This window comes from Streptococcus sp. UBA632 (assembly GCF_002300045.1).
Classification (GTDB): Bacteria; Bacillota; Bacilli; order Lactobacillales; family Streptococcaceae; genus Streptococcus; species Streptococcus alactolyticus.
On record NZ_DBPA01000010.1, the window covers coordinates 753 to 15,830 of the forward strand.

The window sequence follows — 15,078 nt, forward strand, 5'->3', positions numbered from 1 at the left end:
TTACCTCGATAACATATACCGTTTCATCTTTGATAACAAATTGGATGTTCATCATTCCGATACAGTTCAAACCAATTGCCAAGCGTTTTGTATAATCCGCAATCGTTTCTTGGATTTCTTTTGAAAGGGTTTGTGGTGGGTAAACAGCCATTGAGTCACCTGAGTGAACACCCGCACGTTCGATGTGTTCCATGATACCTGGAATCAAAACGTCTTTGCCGTCAGAAATGGCATCAACTTCGCACTCACGACCAATAATGTAAGAGTCAACCAAGACTGGATGGTCTGGACTGGCTTTAACGGCAGTTCTCATGTAAGAACGAAGGTCGTTTTCATTTTCAACGATTTCCATGGCACGTCCACCCAAGACATATGAAGGACGAACAAGCACTGGGAAACCAATATTGCGGGCTGCTTCAACCGCTTCTTCTTCGTTTGTTGCTGTTTGTCCTGGTGGTTGTGGGATATTCAAGGCTTTCAACGCTTGTTCAAAGAGGTCACGGTCTTCGGCACGGTCAAGGTCTTCTACCTGTGTTCCAAGGATTTTCACACCAGCTTTAGACAATGGTTCTGCCAAATTAATAGCTGTTTGACCACCAAATTGCACGATAACCCCTTTAGGTTGTTCCAATTCGATGACGTTCATCACGTCTTCAAAGGTCAATGGTTCAAAGTAAAGTTTATCTGAAATCGAGAAGTCCGTTGATACGGTTTCTGGATTTGAGTTCATGATAATCGCTTCGTAACCAGCTGCTTGAATAGCTTTCACTGAGTGAACCGTCGCATAGTCAAACTCAACCCCTTGACCAATACGGATAGGACCTGAACCAAGAACCAAGATTGATTCCTTACCTGATTTGATAGATTCGTTTTCCCACTCGTAAGTTGAATAGAAATAAGGTGTTTCTGATTCAAATTCAGCTGCACATGTATCCACCATTTTGTAAACTGGGATAATCTTGTTTTCTGTACGAAGTGTGCGAACCTCGTCTGCTGTCATGTTCCAAAGCTCTGCAATTTTACGGTCTGCAAAACCATTGCGTTTGGCTTCTTTCAACAATGCAATATCCCCAACGTTAGTAGCCAAGGCTTGCTCAATTTCAAAAATGTGAAGCAATTTATCCAAGAAGAAAAGGTCAATTTTGGTTAATTTAGATAATTCTTCGATGGTGTAGCCACGGCGGATAGCTTCAGAAAGATAGAAAAGACGGTCATCTTGGGCACGAACAATTTTATCAACCAAAGCATCATCAGTTACATTTGCCAAATCAGGCATTTCATTGTGGTAAACACCGATTTCAAGCGAACGACAAGCTTTCAAAAGTGACTCTTCAATGTTACGACCGATTGCCATAACCTCACCAGTCGCTTTCATCTGAGTTCCTAAGCGACGTTCACCATGTTCAAATTTATCAAATGGGAAACGTGGGATTTTTGCAACCACATAGTCAAGAGCTGGTTCAAACATGGCATAAGTCGTACCAGTAACTGGATTGACCATTTCATCAAGTGTCAAACCAACCGCTATTTTCGCTGCTAATTTCGCAATTGGGTAACCTGTTGCTTTTGAGGCAAGGGCAGATGAACGTGACACACGTGGGTTAACTTCGATAACATAGTACTTGAAGCTATTTGGGTCAAGGGCCAACTGAACGTTACATCCTCCTTCGATTTTAAGGGCACGAATGATGCTCAAGCTAGCATCACGCAACATTTGGTTTTCAATATCTGAAAGGGTTTGTGTTGGCGCAAAAACGATTGAATCCCCCGTGTGAATACCCACTGGGTCAAAGTTTTCCATGTTACAAACCACAAGAGCGTTGTCTGCCGCATCACGCATTACTTCGTATTCAATTTCTTTGAAACCAGCGATAGAACGTTCAATCAAACATTGGGTTACTGGTGACAATTTCAAACCATTTTCAGCGATTTCACGCAATTCGTCTTCATTGTCACACATACCACCACCAGTACCACCAAGGGTGAAGGCTGGACGAACAATGACAGGATAGCCAATCGTATTTGCAAAATCAACCGCTTCTTCCACCGTGTTAACAATTTCAGATTCTGGAATTGGCTGATTAAGGTCTTCCATCAATTGTTTGAAGAGGTCACGGTCTTCGGCTTGGTCGATTGCTGATAATTTAGTCCCCAACAATTCAACACCTAATTCATCAAGGATACCAGCTTTTGACAATTCCATTGCCATGTTAAGACCTGTTTGCCCCCCCAAAGTTGGTAGTAGGGCATCTGGACGCTCTTTACGGATAATGCGTGTCACAAATTCTGTTGTAATGGGTTCGATATAAACCTTATCTGCAATTTCTTTATCCGTCATGATTGTGGCAGGGTTTGAGTTTACAAGAACAACGCTATAACCTTCTTCTTTGAGGGCCAAGCAGGCTTGCGTTCCCGCATAGTCAAACTCTGCTGCCTGACCGATAATAATCGGACCAGACCCAATCACCATAATTTTTTTAATATCTGTACGTTTTGGCATTGTTTTCTCCTATTTGTCAACTCTCTGATTGACTTTAAATATGTGACTGACTGTTGCATCAGTCAGATTAAGTAGTTAGCGACACAAGTAAATCTGTTTAGCGAGTGACTTTTTCATTTTGAAAAGCATCAATCAATTCCAAGAAATCATCAAACAGATAGCTTGCATCGTGTGGTCCTGGTGCAGCATCTGGGTGGAATTGCACTGAAAAGGCTGGGAAATCGCGGTGGCGAACCCCTTCAACAGACTTGTCGTTAATTTCTTCGTGAGTTACCATGAGGCAATCTGGTAGAGTATCACGATCCACCGCATAACCATGGTTTTGACTGGTAAAATCAATACGTCCCGTTGCAATTTCACGAACAGCATGATTGAAACCACGGTGACCGAATTTCATTTTATAGGTTGTCGCTCCATTAGCTAGGCTGAACAATTGGTGTCCCATACAGATACCAAAAATTGGAATTTTACCTTGCACACCACGAATCATATCAAGGGCTTCTGGCACATCTTCTGGGTTACCAGGTCCATTTGACAACATCACTCCGTCAGGATTCAAGTGAAGAATTTCTTCAGCTGTGATATTGTAAGGCACGACGGTCACATTACAGTTACGTTTTGAAAATTCGCGTAAGATAGAATGTTTTAGTCCAAAGTCAACCAAAACAATATTTTTCCCCACACCAGGTGCTGGATAAGCTGTTTTTGTTGAAACTTGCTCAATGTTATTGGTCGGCAAGACAGTTGCTTGCAATTGAACTTTTAGGTGCTCAATAGAATCACCATCGCTTGCAAGAGTTGCTTTCATAGTACCGTGTTGACGGATGATTTTAGTCAAAGCACGTGTGTCAATTCCTGAAATGCCAGGGATATTTTTAGCTTTCAAAAACTCATCCAAGGTCATCTGATTACGCCAGTTATTAGCCAAACGGGCATTTTCAGAAACCACCACACCCTTACAAGTTGGGGTAATAGATTCGTAATCATCACGATTGATACCATAATTTCCCACCAAAGGATAAGTAAAGGTCAAAATTTGACCGTTGTAAGATTGGTCTGTAATCGATTCCTGATAACCTGTCATACCAGTATTAAAAACAATCTCACCTGTCACATCAAGGTCAGCACCAAAAGCTGTTCCCTCGAAAATTGTACCATCTTCTAAAATTAAAAGTCTTTTTGCCATATTTTTTCCTCTCGTTTGCTCTCACGGGAGCACTTTAACGTTGTTTATTAACTAGCAGATACCGTCTTACGCTTTGCCATTAAGGACTGCTTCAAGAATTGCCATACGAACAAATACACCATTTTGCATTTGTGTGGCAATACGTGATTTAGGAGCTTCCACCAATTGTGATGCAATTTCGACATCACGATTGACAGGAGCAGGGTGCATGATAATTGCTGATGGTTTCAAACGATTGTAACGTTCTTGAGTCAAACCATAACGGTTATGGTAGGTTTCTTTTGAAAAACCTTTGTCACTGTCATGACGCTCATGTTGCACACGCAACATCATCATCACATCAACTTCATCCACAATCTCATCTAAATCAACGTGCTTACCATACACATCAAATTCGTCTGAATACCATTGTTCTGGACCAGCAAAATACAACTCTGCTCCAAGGCGTTTCAAAATTTGCATATTTGATTTGGCAACACGCGAATGCGTAATGTCCCCCACGATAGCCACTTTTAACTGTTCAAATCGACCAAATTCCTCATAAATCGTCATCAAGTCTAGCAAGCATTGGCTTGGGTGTTGTCCTGAACCATCGCCCCCATTGACAATTGATGTCTGAATGGTACGACTGCCGATAAGCTCTTTGTAATAATCTTCTTTGGCATGACGAATCACACAGATATCGATGCCTAAAGAACTCATCGTTAAAATGGTATCGTAAAGGGTTTCGCCTTTATTGACTGAACTTGTTTTAGCGTCAAATTCGATCACGTCCAAACCTAATTTTTTCTCCGCCACTTCAAACGATTTGTGTGTTCGTGTTGATGATTCAAAAAAGAGATTTGCCGCAAAATATTGTCTTTCAGGTGTGAAATGGGCTTCGTTCTTTTTAAAAGCAATGCCACGTTTAATCAAACCTAAAACTTCTTCATTGGTCAATGTTTCCATGGTGACCAAATGTTTTAACGATACCATATTATCTATTATAGCCATTTTTTAATCCTTTTCTGGAAGAATTTGATATAAAAGAATTCCTAGAAGAGTTGAAAGTGCCACACCTGTGATTTGCAAACCAGCCACTTGTAGGGTCAAGTTACCGATTCCAGATACCAAGATAACACTTGCAATCAACAGGTTTTTCTTATTATCAAAATTTACCTTGTTTTCAACTAAAATTTTCAGACCACTTGAGGCAATCACACCAAATAAGGCAATTGAAATACCCCCAATGACTGGTGTTGGGATTGAAGACAAGAGAGCTGACACCTTACCGATAAAACTCATCACCACTGCAATCACTGCAGCTCCAGCAATGACGTAAACCGAATAAATTTTATTAAGCGCCATAACCCCGATGTTTTCACCGTACGACGTTACTGGCGGTGCACCAAAGAAACCAGCGATGATTTGTGCCAAACCGTCACCTGTCAATGTGCGGTCCAAACCTGGATCCTTAAAGAAATCACGACCAGTTAAACTATTTAACACCATTACGTGTCCAAAATGCTCTGTCATCGTTACAAAAGCAATTGGCGCCATGGTTAAAATAGCACTTGGATAGATTTTAAAATGATAATCAACAAATAAAATGTCAAAATCAGGAATTTGGAACCACGGTGATTGGGAAACAGCTGAAAAATCAACAATGTTTTGACCCGTCACGGCACCAACAACTATGGCAAACACATAACCAACAATTAAACCGAGCAAGATAGGCACTACCGCAACGATTTTCTTGCCATACATATTAAACAATATAACCGCTAGCAAGGTAACCAAGCCAATCAAAAGGTAGGTAAAATTGTACTGGCCGTCTTTTAACATGACATCATTGACAGCAGTTGTTGATAAACTCAATCCAATCACAACGATGATTGGTCCAACCACAACAGGTGGTAAAACCTTATCAATCCAAGCATTACCAGCAAATCGCACAATCAAGGCAACCAGCAAGTAAACCAGACCTCCTGCCATCGCCCCTTGGGCAACAGCTGCAATACCATCTGTTTTCATCAACATTTGCATGGTTGCGATGTAAGCAAAACTTGACCCCATATAAGCTGGAATTTTATACTTGGTCACTGTTAAGTGCGCCAAGGTTCCTAAACCACTTGAAAACAGGGCTATGGCTGGATCAATTCCCACCAAAATCGGAACCAAAACCGTCGCACCAAACATGGCAAAGAGGTGTTGGAATGATAAACCAATCAACATCCCTGGTTTGGGCATCTCATTAACGTCGTACTTGATATTATCCACTAATCCACTTCCTTTCTCATAATCCCCAGACACAAATTAGTTAGGATCTACGATGCTAACACGGTCTTTACCGTCGATTTCAATCACTTCCACAATGATTTCTTCTGTGGCGCTTGTTGGGATATTTTTACCGACATAGTCCGCACGAATTGGCAATTCACGATGTCCGCGATCCACCAATACGGCTAGGCTAACACGCGCAGGACGACCAAGGCTAACCAAGTTATCAATAGCAGCACGAATAGTACGACCTGTATAAAGCACATCATCCACCAAAATCACATCTTTACCTGTGATATCAATTGGCATGATTGTTGTGTCTTCTTCCACTTTAATATCATCACGAAATGGTTTTGTATCCAATTCACCGATTGGAATATCAAGATTCTCCAATTGTTTCAAACGGTCTTGGATACGACGAGCAATGTAAACACCACGTGTTTTGATTCCCGCAAGAACAATGTTATCAAGATTTTTATTGCGTTCAATAATCTCATACGTGATACGTGTAATCGCACGTTTCATGGTAACATCATCAACGATTTCTTTTGTCTTCATCTCGTAAACCTCACTAAAAAATATACAAAAAATCTCCTTAACAACAAGGAGATTCCACAAAATATAGGTACACCAAACCCTAGATGCACACTTCTTTTATCGTTCTCTCCTTGCCTGCCTCACGGGACAGTATTAAAGGATATATCTACTCTCTTATCATACCAAAACTATCCCATTTTGACAAGCGTTTTACTAACCTAAACCTAAAGCTTATGAGCGCAAGTCTTAGTGTCTCAAATTTTCCAACGTTTCTTGGAAAATAGCTGGTGGTTCTACGGAAAAGCGTAAGCTTTCGCCAGTCGTTGGGTGGGTAAATCCAAGGGTTTGAGCGTGCAAAAATTGCCCATTACCTTTCAAGGTTTTGCGAGGACCATAAAGCGGATCCCCTGCCACAGGATGACCAATATAAGCCATATGTACCCGAATTTGGTGGGTACGTCCTGTTTCCAAGGTCAATTCTACCAAGGTGTAATTGCCAAAGCGTTCCAAGACTTTAAAATGAGTTACAGCTGGCTTACCTTTAGCCGTAACAGCTTGTTTTTTGCGGTCTTTTTCAGAACGTCCAATAGGTGCCTCAATCACGCCACGATCATTTGAAATATTGCCATGCACAATAGCCAAGTACTTGCGTAATGATTTCTTGTCCTTTAACTCTTCAGCCAGTGCTTGGTGGGAACGATCGTTTTTAGCAATCATCAACAAGCCCGATGTGTCCTTGTCAATACGATGCACAATACCTGGGCGAACAACCCCATTTATTGAAGATAAATCGTGAATATGATACATCAAGGCATTGACCAAGGTCCCTGAAGTATGCCCTACTGAAGGGTGAACAACCATTCCTTGTGGTTTGTTGACCACGGCAACATCATCATCCTCGTACACAATGTCAAGCGGAATATCTTCTGCCTCGTATTCTAAGACTTCTGGTTCAGGCAAGTCGTAAGTGACAAGATCCCCTTCTTTGACGCTGTATTTGGCTTTGACAGCTTTGCCATTTACCAAAATATTCCCATTTTTAATAGCTTCATTGGCTTGACTGCGGGACAATTCGGTCAAATCTGCCAAGGCCTTGTCCAATCGAATCCCTGATTCTTTAATGATTAATTCCATCTTCTCCTTCTCTCCACAACACAATAAATAACATCACAACACCGACGGTCAAATAAGAATCGGCGACATTGAAAATGGCAAAATCCATGAAATCCAAATGTACCATATCCACCACATAACCAAGGCGAACACGATCAATGAAATTGCCCAATCCACCCGAAATAATCAAACTCAAGCTCAACAAGAACCAGAACGAGCCATTAAGATTTCGGATAAAGTAATAAATAGCAGCCCCCACGACCACAATCGTTAAAATCACAAAAAACCATTGTTGATTTTGCAAAATAGAGAATGCCGCACCATAATTGCGCAAATAGGTCAAACTAAAAATAGGTGGCAACCCCTTATGAATGCTGCCTAAAGGAATGTGCTTGACAATCCATAATTTGCTCCATTGGTCCAAGGCGACCAAAACGACCATTAAAAGTGGAAAATAAAGATATCGATATTGTTTCATTTGACTACCTCTGGGCTAAATTCAGCGAAATAATCCTTCATCGCTGAAACGAATTTAAGCGCACAGGCCGACAAATTCTTATCACTACGCTTAATATAAACCATTTTATTATCTAAATCATCTTCAAGCGGTATCACAGTGATACCATTCACACTGCGACTATCTAAAAAGCCAGACCCAGTCGCATAAGCATCTGTTCGCTCCAAAATACCATTCAAAGTCGCTCTATCAGTAACATTGTAAATACAAGGACTGTCTGTCGTATCCACAAAATTTTCAGAATAATAGAGATACTCATCTTTTTCCTGTGTAAATCGCACCGTTGGAAAATCTACTAAATCACTCATGAGCAAACTACTTTTGTCTGCCAAGGGGTGATTTTTCGCCAAATAAATGTGAGTCTGAAACGGAATAAGCTCCACAAATTCCAAGCCCTGCTTTTCCATACGCTGCAATAAGCCTTTACGATTTTGGTTATTGAGATAAATGATACCAATCTCACTATCACCTTGTGACACCTCATCTAGAATCCTCATCGTTGTTGATTCAAATATACGAAAATGGCGATGCTCAGGATGCAATTTGGAAAAAGTGGTAATCAACGGAGGTAAAAAATCATAATGCTGACTAGCAATTGAAAATTCAGGCGAATCCTCTGATTGTGAAAAGTGTTTTTCAAAGGAATCAAACGTTTTCACAACATCCAAGGCTTTTTCATAAAAATTCATTCCTTGACTCGTCAAAACAGCCCCAGTCGTCGTTCTTGTAAAAATTTGAAAACCCAACTCCGTTTCCAAATCTCTGATAGCAACAGATAAACTCGGCTGACTCACAAAAAGCTTCGAAGCTGCCTCTCGAAAGGTCCCGCTGTTAGCAATCGCTACCACATAGCGTAATTGTTGTATATTCATACTACCTTATTCTTTCTAAATTCATCTTCTCCATTATATCAAAAAAATAAGCCAAACGCTTGCTTTTTCTGATGACTAAGTTATGGAAACAAGGCACTTTAGTAACACGGTCAAAAATGTACAAAAAAACTTCCTGATTTCTCAGAAAGCTTTTCTCATGCTATTTCTAGCCTTATTTTGCGATAGGGTAAACAGAAACTTGTTTTTTATCGCGACCTTTACGTTCGAAACGTACAACACCTTCAACTTTAGCGAAGAGTGTATCGTCACCACCGCGACCTACGTTTACACCTGGGTAAATGTGAGTACCGCGTTGACGATAAAGGATTGATCCACCTGAAACAGTTTGTCCGTCAGCTGCTTTAGCACCTAGACGTTTAGCTTGTGAATCACGACCGTTTGATGTAGAACCTCCACCTTTTTTGTGGGCGAAAAGTTGCAAGTTAGCAAGATTCATTTTTAACATATATAGTGTCCTCTTTTCAAATTAGTTTGCGATGACCTGAACCGACACAAACTCTTGAGAATTTTCTGCCAAGTTCGTCATCCCTAAAAGAAAGCTTCCAAATAAAAGCTGAACTTTCTCATCCGTCTTTCGCGTTATATGAGAGATATCAATCTTCATATAACCGCCATCAATTTCATCAATCGCTAAATCAGCCTTGCAATCTGCCAACACTTCTAGCGAATTAACCAGGTTAATCGACAAGGTTGAAACGGCTGCACATACGATATCAAAACCATACTCGCCACTGCCAGCATGCCCAGTCAGCTCAACGCTTTCTAGGTTACCTTTACGGCGAATAAAGGTTGCATGAATCATAAGGATAAATTAAGCGTTGATGGCGTTGATAACAACTTTTGTATAAGGTTGACGGTGACCTTGTTTACGGTGGCTACCTTTTTTAGGTTTGTATTTGAAAGTAACAACTTTCTTTTGTTTACCTTGTTTTTCAACAGTACCAACAACAGTAGCACCTTCAACAACTGGTGTACCTACAACAGTTTTGTCTCCACCAACAAGAACAACTTCGTTAAATGTTACTTCTGAACCAGCTTCAACATCAAGTTTTTCAACATAGATCGCTTGACCTACTTCAACTTTAACTTGTTTTCCACCAGTTTTGATGATTGCATATGTGCTCATCGTGCACCTCCTATAAAATTAGTTACGGGAAATCCCGTTTTGTGAAGACTCGCCTTGCACCGTGAGCTACGCTACTTAATGAAACGGTGTTCGCGCGGTTGCACAGGATGTGCATTTAGTCAACAGTCTCATTTTATCATGATTTATCTCATTAGGCAAGATATATCTCTTGATTTTTTATAGAAAAATTAAGTCAAGTCAAACGAGGTTTTAATGAAGCCTAGCAAAGCTTGCTTGGTCAGGCTATCTGCCTTATGAATATCTAACGACGGATCTGTTGCCATAACTTGGTAGATTTCATTGCCTTCATGATAATAATAAGCAGTCAGCTGGAAACCATTTTTGGCATAAAATGCCACACGTTTTTGGCGTTGGGCATAATTATCTGCTGACTCATCCAGAGGCTCAATAGCCAAAATGATGGGACGATTGCCTGCTACTTTTTTGATATCTTGTAAAATGGCACTACCATAACCACGTGAGCGAATCTTGGTATTGACCGCTAAAAAGAAAAGGTAAAGCAAATCGTCATTTTGCAGTAGGTAAGCTAGCCCTACAAAAGAGTCGCCGTCATAATAGGCATAACAGTCTGCCAAAGGACGATAGGTATTTAAAATTAGCGGTAAATAAGGTAGGCGCTCCACTTTTGGAAAAGCCGTTTGATAGAGTTGCTTGACTTCTCTGTACTGTCTTGAAAAAAGAGTCACTTTTTGACGTGTTAATCCCATTGTAAATTCACCAATTCATTCGTTTCTGCATAAGCTGTATCCACTTTTTCTTGCATAGTGCTATCCAGCAGATGACGGTATTTGCCTCCCTCGATAAAGTCTTCTAAAACCAGCGTGCGGTAATCAGACAAGGTAAAACCTTCAGAACCAACAACGCCCTTGCTCCAAACCCAAACCATCGTCGGGTGGGCAGACACATTTTTAATGCGTGTTTTCCCTTCTTGTTTTTCAAACGTGACATCCAATAACAGACCACGCTCAGTCCAAATGTCATCCACCGTTTCCAGTCGTTGATTGGAAATGAAATTTCCCATTGAATAGAAAATGATTTTCTTTTCGCCGTCTTTTTCAACCACTTCACAAGGTTCAGGAACGTGTGGGTGCCCACCAAAAATAGCATCTGCACCCCAATCAATCATTTTATGATAAAGTTTCACTTGCTCTTCGGTTGGTTCCAAAGCGTATTCCGTTCCCATTTGCGGCATGACGATGGTTACATCGGCTTTTTTCTCTGCCTCTTGAATCTCCGCTTTTATCTTATCTTCTGACAAATCCGATAGATGCTTTTTGTACTCACTATCTGTCAAGGTCGCTTCCATGCCATTATAACCATAAGAATAGCCTAAAATGGCAATTTTAATTCCATTGACGTCCTTAATCAGAAAATCTTCCTTGTCACGATTTTCTTGATAAATGCCAATGCAATCCATACCCAAGTCTTCAAAAGTATTGACCGTTTGTAGAGCCCCTGACAAGCCCGAATCCAAAATATGATTATGTGCCAAATCAACAACATCGTATCCTGTTTCTTTCATGGCTAGGGCAATCTCAGCAGGCGCATTAAACAAAGGGTAGCCAGCTAAGGGATAATCTGAACTGATCGTTCCTTCATAATCCCCAATCGCCAAATCAGCACTGGAAATCCAATCGGTCACATATTCAAAAAAGGGCAGAAAATCATAACTACCATCGGCTTGTTCAGCACTTCCATATAAGCCATTGTGAATTAAAATATCCCCATTTGCCATGACACGCGCTGTTTGAACACTATCTGCTGATTCGTCCTTGGGAGCACTGGTCTGTCTTTTTTCAAAAAACAGGCTGTAAATCCCAGAACCCAAAAGACTCAAGACAATAAAAGCAAGACACCATCTTGTTGTTTTTCGATACATCACCACACCTCCATGCCCATTATATCATGATAATGTGATGAAAACCGAAATGAAAAAGAAGAAAAGCTATTGAAAATAGCCTTCCTCCTTACAATAAATCATCAATCATGTCATCAACGTCATCTGAATCAGCTTGAGGGGTGATGGTTGTCACTTTGATGCCAGCAACTGCACGTTCAACCAATTCTTCAACTGCCATGCGTTTTTCGTATTGTTCCACATTTTTGATTTTTGGATTGGTTTTTGGTCTGTCTGGTGCAAAAATGGTACAACAATCCTCAAACGGTTGGATTGAAATGTCGAAAGTATCAATTTTTTGAGCAATATCAATGATTTCCAATTTATCCATTGTCACCACAGGACGAATAATTGGTGTGCACGTTACGGCATTGATAGCTTGCATGCTTTCCAAGGTCTGACTAGCCACTTGCCCAAGGCTTTCCCCGTTGATGATGACTAAGCCACTGCGTTCTTCACGGATACGGTCTGTAATACGCATCATGAAACGACGGGTCAAGGTCATCAAGTAAGCTTCTGGCGCTTTTTCCTTGATTTCTTCTTGAATTTCCGTAAATGGCACTTCGATAAAGGTAATATTGCCACCAAATTTGGTTAATTTTCGTGTTAAATCCTGTGCTTTTTTCAAAGCACCTGGGCTGGTATAAGGTGGGCTAGCAAAGTGTACAGCTTCAATATCAACACCACGTTTCAAGGCTAAGTAACCTGCAACAGGCGAATCAATACCACCTGACAACATAAGCATTCCACGACCTGCCGTTCCAACAGGAAGCCCGCCAGCTCCCTTGATGTTTTCATAAGACAAGTAAGCAGCTTCTTCACGAACTTCTACTTGCAGGTTAATGTCTGGTCCTTTCATCTTAGCTTGGATATTTGGCAAGACGTCAAAAACAGCTGAACCGAGGTATTGATTAAGCTTACGACTATCCATTTCAAAGGTGTGATCGCTGCGTTTGCTAGTAATTTTAAAGGTCAAACCGTCATGGTAAACATCTTGCATCACTTCTTGGACAGCTTGTTTAATGCTTTCCAAGTTTTTCTCAACCTTGTAAGACGGTGAAAAAGCTTGAATTCCAAAGATGTTTTTCAAAGATTCTGCCACAGGCACATAATCCGTACCATTTAGGAAAATGTGGGCACGGTCACGATTGGCTGTGATGGTCACATCAGGGTAGATTGATAGGACGTGCTTGATGTTTTGCTTTAATTTATTGATAAAGCGCATCCGATTTTTACCCTTTGTAGAAAGTTCGCCATATCGAACCATAATTTCTGAATATTCCATTGCTACGTCACGAGAGAAATGCTCTCATTCCTTTCTATAAAATTATCTCACTTTTTGTGTTTTATGGTAAATTTGTTTGAAAATGGTCAAAAATTGCTCGACTTGACTCATATCATTGTCATCATCAAGGCTAATTCTGACAGCTGATTGGGCCAATTTGCTTGGTACGCCCATCGCCACCAAGGTACCTGCTGGGTGCCCTGCTTTAGACGAACAAGCGGATGTGGTTGAAATGTAAATCTCATGTTCTTCAAAAGCGTGAACAATCACTTCCCCACGCACCCCTTTGATGCCAAAGGTTAGGATATTGGGAGCAAAGTCATCGGTTTTTTCAGAAAAGATTACCACATCTGAATAAACAGCCAAAGCGTCATAAATGACAGCTTTCATTTTGGCAATACGTGGTAGAGCCACGGTTTCTTTTTCCAAAGTCAAGCGCAGCGCTTTTGCCGTTGCAGCAATACCAGCCACATTTTCCGTTGTCGAACGAAGGCCATCTTCTTGCCCTCCTCCAGTCAAAAGAGGATTCAAACGTTTCCCAGCTTTTTTGTAAATAAAACCAACGCCACGCACACTGTGGAATTTATGCCCTGAAAAGCTGGCAAAATCCACACGCTCTGTCAAATAATCTGCCACTGGAACTTTGCCAATAGCTTGGACGGCATCCACATGGAAGGTAATACCTGGCTTGTCTGCTAACACATCTGAAATCGCTGCAATGGGCTGAATAGAACCAATTTCATTATTGACCGCCATAACGGAAACCAAGATTGTCTCAGGACGCAACAAGTCCGCTAAAGCCGCCACATCCACAAACCCACGCTCATCAACAGGAGCATAAGAAACATCAAAACCGTGCTGGCTCAACCATTTGGCTGATTCTTTCACAGCTGGGTGCTCAATGTCAGACACAATAATGTGATTGCCTTGGGGCTCTTTTTCAAAGGCGACACCTTTTAATACCCAGTTATCCCCTTCGGTTCCACCAGAGGTAAAGACAATCTCATCGGTGTTAACACCCAGTAAATCCGCTATTTGCTTGCGACTTGCTTCTAAAATACGACTCGATTTTGTCCCCAAGTTATGCAAACTAGAGGGATTTCCAATAATTTTACTCGCTACTTCTTGATAAGTGCGTAAAGCCTCATCGTACGGAATGGTTGTAGCTGCGTTATCAAAATATATCATAGCTTATTCCTTCAAAAAAAATCAACACTATCATTATAACACAGTCTTAAATATGTGGAAAAGATTTCTCTTTAGTTTTCCATAAGACTTTCTTGTTAGTATAATAGTGGTGTCTTAGCGATGCTATTGAAAACATGATTAAATGCTGGACATTTAAAAAGAATGTTCTATAATAGAAACATACGTGAAAAGGAGTAAACTATGCCTCAACATTATTCAAGACGTGAACATTTAGAAACGGAAAAAGAAGAAAAGTCTGCTACCCCAACAAAACATATTAAAACGGGATTTTCTGCCCTTCAAAAAACCGTCGCCCTTGTCGGTTCGATACTCAGTATCATCGTGGCTATCATTACCATCAATAACGCCTTAAATAGTTCATCAAGTTCTAAACCCGATCACAAGTCAACAACCACGACGACCGTTGTGATTAAAGAAAAAGACGATGATGACAGAGATGATAGTAAAACAGATATGTCAGATTATGATAATGACTACTCTGCTCCCGCCGCTGCAAACAATAATACAACCAATAACGCTAAAACATCTGATGCCA

The 15,078-nt window shown here is 40.8% G+C and carries 16 protein-coding genes and 1 other annotated feature; of the genes, 1 reads left to right on the forward strand and 15 read right to left on the reverse strand.

Translation table 11 applies throughout. The annotated features are described in order from the left end of the window. The 15 genes from carB to B3473_RS01100 all read right to left on the reverse strand — a co-directional run. Positions 1–2,500 (reverse strand): carbamoyl-phosphate synthase large subunit (gene carB / locus B3473_RS01030; protein ID WP_293650996.1); only part of this gene is annotated, 2,500 nt, incomplete at its 3' end. Positions 2,501–2,597: 97 nt separating this feature from the next. Then, positions 2,598–3,686, reverse strand: coding sequence for a carbamoyl phosphate synthase small subunit (locus B3473_RS01035; RefSeq protein ID WP_154455119.1), 1,089 nt, complete (start codon positions 3,684–3,686; stop codon positions 2,598–2,600). 66 nt (positions 3,687–3,752) lie between these two features. After that, entirely contained in the window at positions 3,753–4,679 is a 927-nt protein-coding gene (locus tag B3473_RS01040) for an aspartate carbamoyltransferase catalytic subunit (RefSeq protein WP_154455120.1), read from the reverse strand. A gap of 3 nt (positions 4,680–4,682) precedes the next feature. Beyond that, positions 4,683–5,945 (reverse strand): uracil-xanthine permease family protein, encoded by a 1,263-nt coding sequence (locus tag B3473_RS01045; RefSeq protein WP_269725494.1) that lies wholly within the window; start codon positions 5,943–5,945, stop codon positions 4,683–4,685. Positions 5,946–5,981: 36 nt separating this feature from the next. Continuing rightward, positions 5,982–6,503, reverse strand: coding sequence for a bifunctional pyr operon transcriptional regulator/uracil phosphoribosyltransferase PyrR (gene pyrR, locus B3473_RS01050; RefSeq protein WP_154455121.1), 522 nt, complete (start codon positions 6,501–6,503; stop codon positions 5,982–5,984). Positions 6,504–6,728: 225 nt separating this feature from the next. Continuing rightward, positions 6,729–7,616: an RluA family pseudouridine synthase gene (locus B3473_RS01055; RefSeq protein ID WP_154455122.1), complete on the reverse strand. Its 888-nt coding sequence runs from the start codon at positions 7,614–7,616 to the stop codon at positions 6,729–6,731. Then, positions 7,600–8,073 carry a signal peptidase II gene (gene lspA / locus B3473_RS01060; protein ID WP_154455123.1) on the reverse strand — a complete coding sequence of 158 codons (474 nt, stop codon included), beginning with the start codon at positions 8,071–8,073 and terminating at the stop codon, positions 7,600–7,602. Before lspA ends, B3473_RS01055 begins: the two co-directional genes overlap by 17 nt. After that, a complete protein-coding gene (locus B3473_RS01065) occupies positions 8,070–8,984 on the reverse strand; it encodes a LysR family transcriptional regulator (RefSeq protein WP_154455124.1) in 915 nt (304 codons plus the stop codon). Before B3473_RS01065 ends, lspA begins: the two co-directional genes overlap by 4 nt. 172 nt (positions 8,985–9,156) lie before the next feature. Beyond that, on the reverse strand, positions 9,157–9,450 hold the full coding sequence (gene rpmA / locus B3473_RS01070) for a 50S ribosomal protein L27 (RefSeq protein WP_003065365.1): 294 nt from the start codon (positions 9,448–9,450) through the stop codon (positions 9,157–9,159). A 21-nt stretch (positions 9,451–9,471) separates the two neighbouring features. Continuing rightward, a complete protein-coding gene (locus B3473_RS01075; RefSeq protein ID WP_154455125.1) occupies positions 9,472–9,807 on the reverse strand; it encodes a ribosomal-processing cysteine protease Prp in 336 nt (111 codons plus the stop codon). A 9-nt stretch (positions 9,808–9,816) separates the two neighbouring features. Continuing rightward, entirely contained in the window at positions 9,817–10,131 is a 315-nt protein-coding gene (gene rplU, locus B3473_RS01080) for a 50S ribosomal protein L21 (RefSeq protein WP_003065371.1), read from the reverse strand. Between the two features lie 35 nt (positions 10,132–10,166). Beyond that, positions 10,167–10,241 (reverse strand) — a sequence feature (ribosomal protein L21 leader region). 78 nt (positions 10,242–10,319) lie between these two features. Continuing rightward, complete coding sequence (locus B3473_RS01085) at positions 10,320–10,859, reverse strand: GNAT family N-acetyltransferase (protein ID WP_154455126.1); 540 nt, start codon at positions 10,857–10,859, stop codon at positions 10,320–10,322. Next, positions 10,850–12,031 carry a CapA family protein gene (locus B3473_RS01090; protein ID WP_154455127.1) on the reverse strand — a complete coding sequence of 394 codons (1,182 nt, stop codon included), beginning with the start codon at positions 12,029–12,031 and terminating at the stop codon, positions 10,850–10,852. Before B3473_RS01090 ends, B3473_RS01085 begins: the two co-directional genes overlap by 10 nt. A gap of 88 nt (positions 12,032–12,119) precedes the next feature. After that, positions 12,120–13,334: a tRNA uracil 4-sulfurtransferase ThiI gene (gene thiI, locus B3473_RS01095; protein WP_154455128.1), complete on the reverse strand. Its 1,215-nt coding sequence runs from the start codon at positions 13,332–13,334 to the stop codon at positions 12,120–12,122. A gap of 42 nt (positions 13,335–13,376) precedes the next feature. Further along, on the reverse strand, positions 13,377–14,522 hold the full coding sequence (locus B3473_RS01100; protein WP_154455129.1) for a cysteine desulfurase family protein: 1,146 nt from the start codon (positions 14,520–14,522) through the stop codon (positions 13,377–13,379). A 201-nt stretch (positions 14,523–14,723) separates the two neighbouring features. Here B3473_RS01100 and B3473_RS01105 point away from each other — a divergent pair. Next, positions 14,724–15,078, forward strand: a 355-nt coding sequence (locus tag B3473_RS01105) for a DUF6556 family protein (protein WP_293650997.1), incomplete at its 3' end; no start/stop codon positions are given.